This is a genomic window from Paenibacillus artemisiicola, from assembly GCF_017652985.1.
Lineage (GTDB): Bacteria > Bacillota > Bacilli > Paenibacillales > Paenibacillaceae > Paenibacillus_Z > Paenibacillus_Z artemisiicola.
The window spans coordinates 66,774-80,676 of sequence record NZ_JAGGDJ010000010.1 but is presented as its reverse complement, the minus strand read 5'-3'; the positions used below and the strand labels follow the sequence as shown (position 1 = coordinate 80,676).

Below are 13,903 nucleotides of genomic sequence, written 5' to 3'. Positions count from 1 at the left end.
AGATGGAGGGAGATCTCGGATGAAACCGATAACCGCGATGAAAAACGTTCCGAAAGTGCACATGTCCTCGCCGCTGCTTTCCGGCATCCTGTATGCGGCCATATGGCTGGCCGCCGGGGCATTGCTGCTCTCGATGATGCTGCGTTGGGGCAGCATGCAGGAGAGCGAGCTGCCGACGTATAGCCTGTTCGTGCACGGCTGCTCCGCCTTGGCCGGCGGATTCGTCTCGGGCCGGCGTTCCAGGCAGCGGGGTTGGTATTACGGCGGCGTGCTGGGCTTGGTCTACGGCATCCTTATTTTGCTGATCGGCTTTCTGGCCAGCAATACCGGCTTCAGCGGCAAAACGTTGACGATGATGCTCGAAACGCTCCTGTGCGGCTCTTTCGGCGGCATGATCGGCGTCAACACGAAGCGTTCCTGACCGCCGCGCGCCCCGGTTGCGGCCCGAGCCCGCGCATTTCGCGATTGTAATCATCCCCGCGGAATGTGTTATACTAAATCGGATCGTAACGACGCAACGTCTTAGGGGGATTATTAGAATCATGACTTTGTTCAATAATATGACGACTGTCGCCATTTACACGGCGCTGACCGTCGTCGTTCTTATCTGGTACGGGGCCGCGGCCAATCCGTTTAAAGTCGCCGGATTGTTCCTGAAAGAGAACCTGTTCAACCGTAAATATAACGCGCATTTCGTGCTTTTGATTCTGATCCTGTTCTGCAATAAGTTCGAACTTCGCATCGAAAAGGGCATGTCGAACACGCATGATTTCGCTGGCTTTTTTCAATCGATCGAAGGCAGCTTCGTCGCGAACTTCCAGCATACGTTCCAGCACGACTGGCTGACGCCGTTCCTTGCGTTCATGTACGTCGTCGTCTTTCAGGCGCTGCTGATCGCATCCGTCGGCATCTATACCTTGCGAAGCCCGAATAAAAGGATGTTCTACGCAACCTGCTACGCGATCATGATCAACTACGCGGTCGCGATTCCGTTCTACCTGTTCTTCCCGGTCAGCGAAGTTTGGTACCACGATCCGAACGTCAGCTTCCTGATGCTGCAGGTGTTCCCGAACTTCGAGCACCAATATCGCGCCTTGTCGGGCTTGAACAACTGCTTCCCTAGCCTGCACACGTCGATATCCGTGACGTTGGCGATTTTGGCCGCGAAGTCCGGGATTAAGCGCTGGGCATGGTTTTGCGGCATTAGCGCCGCGGTCATCATCTTCGCGATCTTCTACCTCGGCATCCATTGGCTCATCGACATGTGCGGGGGCCTCGCGCTCGCGACCTTCGCTTCGTTCATGGGCATCCGGCTCAGCAAGGCGACATGGTCGCTGCGCGGACGCCGGGGGACGGTCGTTCCGCCTTCGCCGGTCAGCTACCTGCGGGAGGACGCCAAGTAAGCGGCAGATGCATGATCCCGACCGTTTCAACGCATTTCCCTTTACGACAAAAGACCGCTGCGGCGGGGCTTCGGCCTCTGGCAGCGGTCTTTTGTCGTTCGCGGTCATTGATAAATCAGCGGCCGCACGTCGTCGATAAGCTTCTGCAGCTGCTTCGCGCAAGCCGCGTACTGCACTTTCTCCTTGTCGTCCCCCGACAGCAAGCCGTACATCTCCATGTCGGCTTCGCATTTCTTGAGCGCCGCGAGCAGTCCGGCTTGGCCGTTCGGGTTCTTCGGCAGCTTCGCCTTGTCGTCGAAGAGATCGAAGTACAGCGAGCCGTTGTCGTCGATTTGCGCCAGGAAGACGTCCTCGATCTTGACGTCCGACTTCTTTAATTCCTTTTTCAGCCAAACCTCGTTATAGCCGGAAGACCGAAGCGGATCCGGCAGGATCTTGCCGTCCATGACGACGACCTGCGGCTCATGCTCCGGCTGCACCCGAAGGCCGAGCGTCTTCGGCGTAACCGGCTGATTCTCCGCCTTCAGCATGACGTTAATGGCGCCGCTCACTTCCATGACGGCGAACTCGACGTCGGCCGGCTTGAACACGTCCTTCCGCCGCAGGCTTTCCATTAGCTCGTCCGTCGTTACGCGTTCTTTTTTCAGGTTGCCCTCCAGGATTTTGCCGTTCTGGATCAGCACCGTCGGCTGGCCGTCGATCCAATCGCGCGCCTTTTTGCTCTTCATTTGCAACAATTCGATGGCGAGCGACACGGCTGCCCACACCGCCAGCGAAATCATGCCCAGATACCACGTATTTTCCGCTTCCAAAGACACGTAGCCCGCGAGGTTACCGATCGTAATGCCGGTAATGTATTCGAAGACGGACAGCTCCGTCACCTGCCGCTTGCCGAGCACCTTCGTCAGCAGCAGCAGGAAGACGACCGCGGACAGCGTGCGCAGGATGATTTCCACCCATAGGTACATGGTTTGCTTCACACCTCGATCCCGTTATCGTCGCTATAGTATTTGCCCGCTTGCTGGAAACTATGAGCCTCCGGCCGGGATCGGCGGGCAATAATAAAAGCGGCGCTCGCGGGCGCCGCTTCGTTCCTTCGTATTAGCCTTTGATATCTTCCGGCTTCTCTTCCTTCACCATGGCCGGTGCCGTCGCCGGTGCCGTCGCCGGCGCCGCGGTCATGGCCGCGCTCGAGGAGACGACCGTGTTGATCGCGCTGCGATCGAAGGTAATCTTCGTGGCATCGTTCACGCGAAGCACGACCGTATCGTCGGTCAGCTCCAGGATCGTGCCGTGCATGCCGCCGATCGTGACGATTTTATCGCCTTTTTTGATTCCGCCGAGCATGAGGTTCCGCTGCTTCGACTTGCGCTGCTGCGGACGAATCAGCAGGAAGTAGAACACCGCGAACATCAGAATGAACGGAATTAAGGATGCAGCTCCTGACATTTCATTTCACCCCTTTCGTTAAAATCCTTTGTCGTTCTCGTTCAAGCCGTATTTGTCAAAAAACGCGTTCCGGAAATCGAGCAGCCGGTCGTCCATGATCGCTTGGCGAACGCCCCGCATGAGCTCCAGCAGGAAGTGCAGGTTATGAATCGTCGTCAGGCGAATGCCGAACGTTTCGTCCGCCTTGATGAGGTGGCGAAGATAGGCGCGCGAGTAATTCGTGCACGTGTAGCAGCTGCATTCGGGATCGAGCGGACCGAAGTCTTCCGCGAACTTGGCGTTGCGGATCACGAGCCGGCCGGAGCTGGTCATCGTCGTGCCGTTGCGCGCGATCCGGGTCGGCAGGACGCAGTCGAACATGTCCACGCCGCGAATCGCGCCGTCCAGCAGCGCGTCCGGCGAGCCGACGCCCATCAAGTAGCGGGGCTTGTTGGCCGGCAGCAGCGGAACCGTACATTCCAGCATCCGATACATCAGATCCTTCGGTTCGCCTACGCTGAGGCCCCCAATAGCATACCCCGGAAAATCCAGGGAAGTCAATTCGGTCGCGCTTTGGCGGCGCAGATCCTCGTACATGCCGCCCTGCACGATCGCGAACAACGCCTGGTCGTGCGGGCGCGCATGGGCCGCCAGGCAGCGCTCGGCCCAACGGGTCGTCCGTTCCATCGATTGCTTGACGTAGTCGTATTCGGCCGGATAAGGCGCGCATTCGTCAAATGCCATCATGATGTCGGGACCGAGCGCGTTTTGGATCTCCATCGCTTTCTCCGGCGAGATGAACATTTTATCACCGTTCAGATGGTTGCGGAATTCCACGCCTTCTTCCTTGATCTTGCGCATCTCGCTCAAGCTGAACACTTGGAAGCCGCCGCTGTCCGTCAATATCGGGCGGTCCCAGTTCATGAACTTGTGGAGTCCGCCGGCCTTGCGGACGATCTCGTGGCCGGGCCGGACGAACAGGTGGTACGTGTTGCTGAGGATAATTTGAGCGTCGAGCGTCTTCAGCTCTTCCGGGCTGACCGTCTTGACGGTCGCCTGCGTGCCGACCGGCATGAACGTCGGCGTCTCGATGACGCCGTGCGGCGTATGCACGCGGCCGAGCCGCGCGCCCGTTTGCTTGCAGGTTTTCAATAATTCGTAAGTAATTGCCACTATGCTTCTGCCTCTTTCCGCAATTGCTAGTAAATAAACATGGCGTCGCCGAAGCTGAAGAACCGGTACTCCCGGTCGACGGCTTCCTTGTACGCCCGCATGATCGCCGAACGTCCGGCCAAGGCGCTGACGAGCATCACGAGCGTCGACTTCGGCAGGTGGAAATTCGTCAACAGCGCGTCCACGAGCTTGAATGCGTACCCCGGGAAAATGAAGATGTCGGTCCAGCCGCTGCAAGCCCGTAACTCTTCATACGCATAACGTGCCGCAACGGTTTCAAGCGTTCTGGCCGAAGTCGTGCCGACCGCGACGATTCGCCCGCCGCCGGCCTTCGCTTCGCGCAGCAGCGCCGCCGTCTCTTCGCTCAGCTCGTAATATTCGGCATGCATCGTATGCTCCTCGACCGTATCGACCGACATCGGCCGGAACGTGCCGAGCCCGACGTGCAGCGTGATATAGCCGATCCGCACGCCTTTGCGCGCCAGCTCGTCCAGGAATTCCTTCGTGAAATGCAGGCCGGCGGTCGGCGCGGCGGCGGAGCCTTCATGCTTCGCGTATACCGTCTGGTAACGTTCGCGGTCGTCCAGCCGTTCCTTGATATACGGCGGCAGCGGCATCTCCCCTAGCCGGTCCAGCAGCTCGTTGAAAATCCCTTCGTACCGGAATTCCACGACGCGCGCGCCCTGTTCGCCTTCCGCCACGATTTCGGCTTCCAGCAGCGGCCGGCCCTCGCCGTCATCTCCGAAGTTCAGCTTAACGCCGGCTCTCAGCCGCTTGCCGGGCTTTGCCAGCGTCTCCCAGCGGTCGCCTTCCAGCTGCTTCAGAAGAAGCAGCTCGACCTTCGCGCCGGTGTCGGCTTTGACGCCGAGCAGCCGGGCCGGCATGACGCGGGTATCGTTCAAGATCAGCGTATCGCCGGGGTTCAACAGCTCGGCCAGCTTGGTGAAGCGCTCGTGCCCGATGTCGCCGGTCGCCTTGTTCAGCGTCAGCAGCCGGGACGACGTGCGGTCGGCCAGCGGCGTTTGCGCGATCAAGCGCTCCGGCAGGTCAAAATCAAATTCGTTTACATTCATGGGGTTCTTGTCATTCCTTCACGATCTTCGAGTCTTTATAGTAGTATTGCATAATATATTTGTAGTCATACCCAAGTTCTGCCAATCCGCGCGCGCCGTACTGCGAAAGCCCGACGCCGTGGCCGTTGCCGGAACCGACGAACCGGAACGAAGGGTCCTTCGTCGCGGCCCGGACCGTGCCGTCGCCGTTCAGGATGAAGAAGTTGGCGGCTTTGAGCTCCTGCGTCTGACCGTCGGCGCCGACCGTATAGAGCGCACCGCTGTCCGCGGGGCGTTCGCGCGTGGCTCCGCCGGCGCCGGCGATCGTCATCCGCGCGGTTTCGTCGATCGTGAACAGGGTGCTCGGCAAGCTTCCGAAGGCGGAACGGAACGCGTCCGGCGTCTTGACGGAGACGGCTTGTCCGTTGGCCAAGATTTCGGTCGGGCGTCCGGACGGGCCCTCCTTGCCGATTTCCAGCGTCCGGATCGGGCCGCTGATCGGCTTGCTCAGCTTGCCTTGCGTCAGCTTGAGCAGCTCGGCCGCGGAATACGTGCCGCGCACCCACGACATTTCGTTGGATTGGGTCACCTTCTCCAGCTGCACGACGAGCGTGCCGCGGTTCACCGTGTCCACGACCGCCACGTTGTCCTGCACGAGCGGAATCGGACGGACCTTCGTCCCGTCGGTCTTCACGCGCAGCACGGCTTGTCCGCCCGCGGATTCCTGGCCCGTGTCCTCGAGCAGATCCTCGCGGATATACCCGACGAGGCTGTTCGGCAACACGACGCGGTACCATTTGTACAAGCCTTTCTCCGAGGAGGCGTCCGGGCTTTCGACGCTCTTCAAATAATCGACGCTGCTGCCCCAGATCTCCTGCGCGTCCGCCGTGAAGCCGCCCGCGCTGGACGAGAATACGGTATTGATCACGTTGCCCTCGTACGTCGCCACTTCGCCTTGCGTCGCGTCGACCGCGGCGATCGTCGTCGGCTTCTCCGCGCCGATGCCGCCGTAAGCCTGGCTGAGCGTCGTATCCACGACGTGGGCGATTTGAAAGCCGAAGCCCTGGTACAGGGCGTATGTACGCGCCGCGATCGCTTGGGCCTTGAGCGCTTCCGCCGGCCAGGACGCCGGCATCTCGCCGCCGACGACGGAATAGATGTACTGCTCGAACGGCAGCTCGTTGATGACGGCCAGCTTGCCGCTTTGGCCGCTGACTTCGAACGACCCGCGATAGCTGCGGTTATACCGCTCCGTCAGCTTTATGCCGCCCGCCGACGCCGAGTCCAGCCACAGCTTGGCGCCGGTAGCCGGCACGGCGATCAGCGGCACGGCCGGCTTCGAGGCCGAATCCGCCGTCGTGTAGTCGTCGCGGATGAGAAAGTACGACGACTTGGCGTCCGTCGGGCTCAGCGTTCCTCCCCCGCCTGCTTGCTGCGCCAATGCTTTGACCGCGGCCAAGGCGGTCTGGTCCGCCGCGGCGCCGACCAATACGGTATAGAAGCCGGCGGCGGTTCCCGTCTGCTTCAGCGCCGCATAGGCGTCTACGCCGGCGTCGTTCAGCTTCTGCGCGGCGGCGGCCGCTTCGCTCTGGGACGCGTACTTCGCGCCCGTGTCCAGATGCAGCGGACCCGTCAAGCCGGCTTTCTTGGACGTGCCGGCGTAACCGGCGATCGTCCCGTCCTTCATCCACTTGTCGCCCGCGGCGCCGGCCAGCGCGGCCGTCGCGTAGGAGCCCTCCAGGATGCGGTACAGCTTGCCGCCGGACCCGGCCGCCGCCGTCATGAAGCCGGACGCGCCGAGCGCCTTCAGCCGTTTCATGACGTTCAGCGCCTTCATGAAATCCGTCGTTTCCAGCAGCAGCGGCTTGTAATCGTCCAGCGTGATCCGGACGGATTCGCCGGCGCCCGTCTGAAACAGCGGAACGATGTCGGACGGGGTCCGCACGCCGACCGCCAGCGCGCCGGCCGAGCCGAACGTCGCCGCGGCCGTGCTGAGGCTGTATTTGCTCGTATTAAGAAAAATGCCGACTCGGATCGTATCCAGCGCCGGTACGGCGGCGCCTTGGGACGGGTGGGAGGTCCATACGGACAGCGCGATCGCGCCGGCCGCGATGGCCGCCAGCGTCCGCTTCGCCCGCGGCATCGCCGCCGGCCGCCGCTTCGTTCTCCGCCTCCCGTCGAGTTGCACGTGTTCGCCTCTCATCGGCTTTCTTGTCCTCCTAATGGCTTAATCCCGCTTGGGCAGCGCGCAGACGCCTTCATGGCAGCTCTCGTCGGACCTGCCGAACCATTCGTAGCGCCTGCCCGCGATGATCCGGTAAAGCAAATCGGCCACGCCGCGCAGTCCCGGCACCCGGTACAGCGGCGCGAGCCATCTCCAGCCGCGCACCGTCCGCAGGATGCGAACGACGCCGGCCGCCCCGGCATGCACGGTGCCGTCCATTTCCACGACATGCATTTTCGTCAGAAGCTGATCTTCGGTTACAGCTGAAAGCTCGGGAATCGTTTCGTACGTGTCCTCGAGCGATTGGACCGGAATGAACCGCAAAATCGCGGTCGACTGAAGCTCCTTCAAACGGCGGACGCTGGCCAAGCACAAATTGCACGTTCCGTCGTAGAGGACGATCAGCTTCTCCCGCCTCTCCTCTTCAGCTTGTTTCCTTCTAGAGCCCATTAGACGAAGCCGCCTCCTTCTTCCTCCGCTTCCGCCGCGTCGCCGGACGCGGCGGCCTCCTCAGGGACCGGCAAGCCCAAATGGCGGTACGCGAGCGGCGTCGCCATCCGGCCGCGCGGCGTCCGCTGCAGGAAGCCGATCTGCATCAAATACGGCTCGTAGACGTCCTCGATCGTCTGGCCCTCTTCGCCGATCGTCGCCGCGATCGTGTCGAGCCCGACGGGGCCGCCCCGATAGATCGAGATCATCGCCCGCAGCATCTTGTGGTCGATGCTGTCGAGCCCGAGCGGATCCACTTGAATGAGTCCCATCGCGGTGCGCGCCAGCTCGTGCGTGACGATGCCGTCGCCCCGAACCTGGGCGAAATCGCGCACCCGCTTCAGCAGCCGGTTCGCGATCCGCGGCGTTCCGCGGGCGCGCATCGCGATCTCCTGGGCCGCCTCGCCGATGACGCTTACGCCGAGAATTTCCGACGCGCGCGACACGATGTACGCCAGCTCGTCGGTCGTATAGAACTCCAGCCGGCTGACGACGCCGAAGCGGTCGCGCAGCGGCGCGGACAAGAGGCCCGCGCGCGTCGTCGCGCCGATCAGCGTGAACGGCGGCAGCTCCAGCCGCACGGAGCGGGCGCTCGGCCCCTTGCCGATCATGATGTCGAGGGCGAAGTCCTCCATCGCCGGGTACAGCACTTCTTCCACCGAGCGGTGGAGCCGGTGAATCTCGTCGATGAACAGCACGTCGCCTTCCTGCAGGTTCGTCAGCAGGGCGGCCAGGTCGCCCGGCCGTTCGATCGCGGGTCCGCTCGTGGTGCGCAGATTGACGCCGAGCTCGTTCGCGATGATGTTCGACAGCGTCGTTTTGCCGAGGCCCGGCGGGCCGTACAGCAGCACGTGGTCGAGCGCCTCCTTGCGGAACTTCGCCGCCTCGATGAATACTTTCAAATTTTCCTTTACTTGGGACTGACCGATATATTCGGACAAGTAGCGGGGACGCAAACTAAGCTCCACCGCCTGGTCGTCCATCATGAGGTTGGCGGAAATTATCCTCTCGTCCATTCGCCTCGCCCCTCCTCCTAGCCTTTAAACAATTGCTGCAGCGCCCGCTTCATCAGCGCGTCGACCGATTCGTCCGGCGCGGCCGACGACTGCATCGCCTGCCAGGCGCGGTCGAGCTCCGCCGCCGTGTAGCCCAGCGTCATCAGCGCTTCGCGCGCCTCGCGCCAATTCTTACCGCCCTGCGCCTCCGCCGCGCCGGTCCCGGGGTCTTCGAACGCGACGCCCGCCGCCGCGAAGCTAAAGCCGCCCGGAATCGCGTCCAGCTTGTCTTTCAAGTCCAACACCATGCGCTGCGCGGTCTTCCGTCCGATGCCCGGCAGCTTCGTCAAGAACGTCAGGTTCTCCTGCTGGATCGCCGCCGCGATCGTTTCCGGCTTCCCGCCCGTCAGGATGCCGAGCGCCACGCGGGGACCGATGCCGGACACGTCCAGCAGCTTGCGGAACATCGCTTGCTCGTCGCGGGTCGCGAAACCGAACAGCAGCGTCGCGTCCTCGCGGACGTGATGATGCGTATAAATCGTGACGGGCTCGTCGCTCTTCGCGAACGCGTACGGATTCGGCGCGAAAATTTGATAGCCGATATCCCGCACGTCCACCACCACGAATTCCGTGTCCAGATGGACGACCCGCCCTTTGACGTAATCGATCATGAGCGGTTCACCTCGTTGATTTTGTTGACCAGAACCGCCGAATGGGCATGGCAAATGGCTACCGCCAGCGCGTCCGCGACGTCGTCCGGCTTCGGAATGGCGCTCAGCTTCAGAAACATCCGCACCATCTCCTGCACCTGCCGCTTCTCCGCTTTGCCGTAGCCCACTATGGCCTGCTTCACCTGCAGCGGCGTATATTCCGCCACCGGAAGACCGCGCTGCGCCGCCGCCAAAATAATGACGCCCCTCGCCTGGCCGACCGAAAACGCCGTCGTGACGTTGCGGTTGAAGAACAGCTTCTCCACCGCGACGGTGTCCGGCTTGTAGCGGTCCATGAGCGCGCAAGCGGACTCGTACACCTGTTTCAGGCGCTCTTCTTGCGGCGTCTTCGCTTCCGTCGTGATGCAGCCGTATTGCACGGGAACGAGCTTGCTCCCGATTTTGTCGATGAATCCGAAGCCCACGATGGCGATTCCCGGATCAATGCCTAGCACCCGCAAAGCTTCTTCTCTCCCCGAGCCACCCGATATAATTGACGCAATAGCTAATAATGGCTTCCTCCCATTATATCAAATGATGGGTCGAATGAGAACACGCGTTTTGTCCCGCCCGCCGCGGCGGGCAAAGCGAAAGGACGGCCGCCCGGGGCGACCGTCCTTCGATGTTCGCGTATGACGCCGGAAACGGCGTTAAAACGTGCGCTTCATGACTTTCTCGGTGCGCTCCACCGCATAATCGCTGAAGGTCGACAGGACGCTGTTGAAGTCGTCCTTGTCCGTCACGCGGATGCCATTGACCAGCTCGTCGATCCGCTCGCGCGGCAGGCTGCTCTCCATGTAATTGACGTCCAGCTGGAAGAAGGTGCGCATCACCTTCTCCTTCTTTGGCTCGCCGTCGAACAGCGACAAGCGGCCCAGCTTGTCCAATCCGAAATAAGCGCTGCGCTTGCACGCATCCGATAGATCGTCGATCCGCTGCTCCATCACGACGGCGCCCTGCTCGTCCACCATCGCCGTCCACTCCGGGTGTTGCTTCATCATGCGCAGCGCGTCTGCGGAGCTCAGGCTGCCGATCGTTTCCGATTCTTCGCCGCAAATGTAGACCCGGTGAAGCTTGACCGTGACCGTCGCCCGCATGTCGGACAGCGCCCCGATGACGCTCCGGCTGCCGTCGTCCGGCTCGGCCGCCGCCGCGGGAGCGCCCGGCTCCGCGGCCGCCGAACCGGCCTGCGGGCCGGGGAGCGCGAACAGGCCGACCGCTAGCCAGAAGCAGGCCAGCTGCCACATGGGCCGTCGGCCGCGCCTTAGCTTCTCTTTGACTTTGCGCCACACGTTGAATGTCATCATATGGGTTCCCCCCATTTGCCTTTTTTGTTAGTTTGGCTTATGCATTGGCGAAATATGCATGCGCGCCCGGCGCATAAGAAAAACCCCGTCGCATCGGCCATCGATGCGGACGGGGCGCGTTCCTTCGGGCTTAGCGGTTGATCCAAGGCAAGCTGTCGCGGCGCTTCGGCTTCATGCTGTTTTTCTGGCGGACGACGGCCTTTTTGGCCGGCTTCCTCGCCGGCGCCTTGCTGACTTTGGCGTTCACGGATTCGAAGGGCTCTTCCGGCGCTTCGAATTCGTCTTCGTCCCGCGAGCCGCAGTTGCACGGTTTATTGTTGCCGCTCGTGCTGACGGGCGACACTTGACCGCCTCCCATGTAGCCGTAGCTGTACGGCGCCGTGCCGGCAGGCGACACCATGGACGGATTGTAGTAGCCGTAACCGCCCATCGGACCCATGCTTGCCGGCGAGACGACCGACGGATTGAAGCCGTAGCCGCCCATCGGACCCGTACTCTCCGGCGATACCATCGACGGCATTCCGTAACCGCCCATCGGACCCATGCTCTCCGGCGAGACCATCGACGGCATGCCGTATCCGCCCATCGGACCCATGCTCTCCGGCGAGACCATCGACGGCATGCCGTATCCGCCCATCGGACCCATGCTCTCCGGCGATACCATCGACGGCATGCCGTAGCCGCCCATCGGGCCCGTGCTCTCCGGCGATACCATCGACGGCATGCCGTAGCCGCCCATGGGGCCCGTGCTCTCCGGCGATACCATCGACGGCATGCCGTAGTCCTGCGTGCTGGCCGGGCTGACCATCGGCGATCCCCAACCGTAGCTCGGCGCTCCCCAAGGCAGGCTGGATTGCGGCGACGTTTCCGCCGGGCTCACCGCCGTCGGCATGCTATAATCGCCCGTCGACGCCGGCGATACCGCCGTCGGCATATAGCCGCCCGTCGACGCCGGCGATACCGCCGTCGGCATGTAGCCGCCAGTCATGGCCGGCGATACTGCCGTCGGCATGCCGTAGCCGCCTGTCATAGCCGGCGACACCGCCGTCGGCATGTAGCCGCCCGTCATAGCCGGCGATACTGCCGTCGGCATGCCGTAGCCGCCCGTCATGGCCGGCGATACTGCCGTCGGCATGCCGTAGCCGCCCGTCATGGCCGGCGACACCGCCGTCGGCATGCCGTAGCCGCCCGTCATGGCCGGCGATACCGCCGTCGGCATGTAGCCGCCCGTCATGGCCGGCGATACCGCCGTCGGCATGTAGCCGCCCGTCATGGCCGGCGACACCGCCGTCGGCATGTAGCCGCCCGTCATCTCCGGCGACACCGCCGTCGGCTGGCTGTAGCCGTAGCCGCTGTGTACCGGAGCTGCCGGCAGGTCGTGCAGCGACATGACTTCAGTCGCGGGAATGCCGTACTGCTTGAACAAGTCGACGTTATGTTCGTAGGTCGGATACGTCGGATATTTTTTCTCTACGACCGGAATTTCCGTAGGTATCGGCATCGGCGCGGGCGTCGGTTCCGGCATCGGCGTCGGCACGGGCGCCGTGCTCGGCTTTTGACCGGTCGATTTTTTGCCCGTCGGAATTTTACCGGTCGGGATTTTGCCCATTAGCCCTTGCACGCCTTGCATGACGGAGGACGGATGGAGCGGATGGTGGCCCGTTCCCGATTTGTGGCCGTGATGCATCTCGTGCGTCTCCGGCATGGTTCCGGACATGCCCGGCTTCGGGATGTTGACGACTTCGCCCGTCAGCAGCACGTTCGGGTTCTTCAGCTGCGGATTCGCCTTGATCATATCGCCGAGCGGCACGCCCCATGCTTTGGACAGCTTCCACAGCGTATCGCCCTGCTGCACGACGTGCTGGTGCATGATGTCCATATCGCCGCCCGTCGTCGCCGGCACTTTGATCTTCATGCCGACGTCGATTTCGTCCGGATTCGTAATCGAAGGGTTAAGCTTTAAAATCTCTTCCAGCGACACGTCGTACTTTTGCGCGATCAAGTACAGCGTATCGCCTTTTTTCACAATATGAATTTTCACCCGCCAAAAACCTCCTGTCACGTTTTTACGTCTGGGGCAGACGTGGCAAACGCCCGTTATCAATCCCTACATCCTATGCAGGAGGTGGGCGAGTGTCACCCATGTTCGCAAAAAAAAAATGAAGCTTCCCGCGGGCGGACGCCCTTGGAAAAGCTTCGATTCAATCCGATCGGGACGCTTATTCGTAGACCTTCACGCCGTCGAGCTCGACCGTCTTGCGGAACTCCGCCAGCAGCCGCGACGTGACCGGGCCCGCCTTCCCTTCGCCGATCGTCCGGCCGTCCACTTCGCGCACCGCGATGACTTCCGCCGCCGTGCCCGTGAAGAACACCTCGTCCGCCACGTAGACGTCGTGGAGCGTGAACGGCTCCTCCTTCAGCGAATAGCCCAGCTTCGCGCACAGCTCGATGATGGTCGCGCGGGTAATGCCTTCCAAGGCCCCGACGTAGCAAGGCGGCGTGTAGACGACCCCGCGCTTGACGATGAAGATATTGTCGCTGGAGCCCTCCGCGACGTAGCCCTGGGCGTTCAGCATGATCGCTTCGCCCACGCCGGCCAGGTTCGCCTGGATTTTCACCAAAATGTTGTTCAAGTAATTCAGCGATTTGATCTTCGGATTGAGGGCTTCCGGCAGGTTGCGGCGCTGCGAGACCGATACGGATACGAGGCCGTCGCGGTACGCTTCCTCGGGGTAGATCGCCAGCTGCTCGACGATGATGATGACCCAAGCCGCCGGACAGCGCGTCGGATCCAGGCCCAGGTTCCCGGGACCGCGCGAAACGACGAGCCGGATGTAGCCGTCGCGCAGCTCGTTGCGGCGGATCGTCTCGACGAGCGCCGCTTCCATCTCCCCGTAGGAGAGCGGAATGTCCAGCATGATCGATTTCGCGGAATCGTACAGCCGGTCGAGATGCTCCTTACATTTAAAGATGTTGCCGTTGTAAATCCGGATCCCTTCGAAAATGCCGTCGCCGTAGAGAAATCCGTGATCGAACACCGAAACCTTGGCATCCTCTTTGCTTACGTAGTTCCCGTTGAGATAAATCACTTGTTCCGCCATGATGGTACCTGCACCTCCGGA

General features: G+C 61.9%; 14 protein-coding genes. 2 read left to right on the top strand and 12 right to left on the bottom strand.

Annotated elements, in window-relative coordinates; genetic code table 11:
* Nucleotides 1-19 precede the first annotated feature (19 nt).
* Entirely contained in the window at nt 20-421 is a 402-nt protein-coding gene (locus tag I8J29_RS14990) for a TIGR04086 family membrane protein (protein ID WP_208848366.1), read from the top strand.
* 121 nt (nt 422-542) lie between these two features.
* Entirely contained in the window at nt 543-1,403 is an 861-nt protein-coding gene (locus tag I8J29_RS14985) for a phosphatase PAP2 family protein (protein WP_208848365.1), read from the top strand.
* A gap of 104 nt (nt 1,404-1,507) precedes the next feature.
* On the opposite strand, the gene I8J29_RS14980 is transcribed toward I8J29_RS14985, so the two are convergent.
* From I8J29_RS14980 to ilvE, 12 genes are all read right to left on the bottom strand, one after another.
* A complete protein-coding gene (locus I8J29_RS14980; protein WP_208848422.1) occupies nt 1,508-2,371 on the bottom strand; it encodes a DUF421 domain-containing protein in 864 nt (287 codons plus the stop codon).
* A gap of 133 nt (nt 2,372-2,504) precedes the next feature.
* Complete coding sequence (gene yajC / locus I8J29_RS14975; protein WP_208848364.1) at nt 2,505-2,852, bottom strand: preprotein translocase subunit YajC; 348 nt, start codon at nt 2,850-2,852, stop codon at nt 2,505-2,507.
* An 18-nt stretch (nt 2,853-2,870) separates the two neighbouring features.
* Nucleotides 2,871-4,007 (bottom strand): tRNA guanosine(34) transglycosylase Tgt, encoded by a 1,137-nt coding sequence (gene tgt / locus I8J29_RS14970; protein ID WP_208848421.1) that lies wholly within the window; start codon nt 4,005-4,007, stop codon nt 2,871-2,873.
* 23 nt (nt 4,008-4,030) lie between these two features.
* Nucleotides 4,031-5,077, bottom strand: coding sequence for a tRNA preQ1(34) S-adenosylmethionine ribosyltransferase-isomerase QueA (queA, locus tag I8J29_RS14965; RefSeq protein ID WP_208848363.1), 1,047 nt, complete (start codon nt 5,075-5,077; stop codon nt 4,031-4,033).
* A 10-nt stretch (nt 5,078-5,087) separates the two neighbouring features.
* Nucleotides 5,088-7,259 carry a SpoIID/LytB domain-containing protein gene (locus tag I8J29_RS14960; protein ID WP_240546209.1) on the bottom strand — a complete coding sequence of 724 codons (2,172 nt, stop codon included), beginning with the start codon at nt 7,257-7,259 and terminating at the stop codon, nt 5,088-5,090.
* 24 nt (nt 7,260-7,283) lie between these two features.
* Nucleotides 7,284-7,730, bottom strand: coding sequence for a thiol-disulfide oxidoreductase DCC family protein (locus I8J29_RS14955; RefSeq protein WP_090641662.1), 447 nt, complete (start codon nt 7,728-7,730; stop codon nt 7,284-7,286).
* Nucleotides 7,730-8,785, bottom strand: a complete 1,056-nt coding sequence (gene ruvB / locus I8J29_RS14950; protein ID WP_208848362.1) for a Holliday junction branch migration DNA helicase RuvB — start codon at nt 8,783-8,785, stop codon at nt 7,730-7,732. The genes I8J29_RS14955 and ruvB overlap by 1 nt, the downstream gene beginning before the upstream one ends.
* 17 nt (nt 8,786-8,802) lie before the next feature.
* Complete coding sequence (gene ruvA / locus I8J29_RS14945) at nt 8,803-9,435, bottom strand: Holliday junction branch migration protein RuvA (RefSeq protein WP_208848361.1); 633 nt, start codon at nt 9,433-9,435, stop codon at nt 8,803-8,805.
* Nucleotides 9,432-9,935 (bottom strand): crossover junction endodeoxyribonuclease RuvC, encoded by a 504-nt coding sequence (ruvC, locus tag I8J29_RS14940; protein WP_090641666.1) that lies wholly within the window; start codon nt 9,933-9,935, stop codon nt 9,432-9,434. Before ruvC ends, ruvA begins: the two co-directional genes overlap by 4 nt.
* A gap of 189 nt (nt 9,936-10,124) precedes the next feature.
* The gene (locus tag I8J29_RS14935) at nt 10,125-10,781 is read right to left on the bottom strand and encodes a BofC C-terminal domain-containing protein (protein ID WP_208848360.1); all 657 of its coding nucleotides are present in this window, start codon (nt 10,779-10,781) and stop codon (nt 10,125-10,127) included.
* Nucleotides 10,782-10,911: 130 nt separating this feature from the next.
* Complete coding sequence (locus I8J29_RS14930; RefSeq protein ID WP_208848359.1) at nt 10,912-12,822, bottom strand: LysM peptidoglycan-binding domain-containing protein; 1,911 nt, start codon at nt 12,820-12,822, stop codon at nt 10,912-10,914.
* Nucleotides 12,823-13,000: 178 nt separating this feature from the next.
* Nucleotides 13,001-13,882: a branched-chain-amino-acid transaminase gene (gene ilvE / locus I8J29_RS14925; RefSeq protein WP_208848358.1), complete on the bottom strand. Its 882-nt coding sequence runs from the start codon at nt 13,880-13,882 to the stop codon at nt 13,001-13,003.
* Between the last annotated feature and the right edge of the window lie 21 nt (nt 13,883-13,903).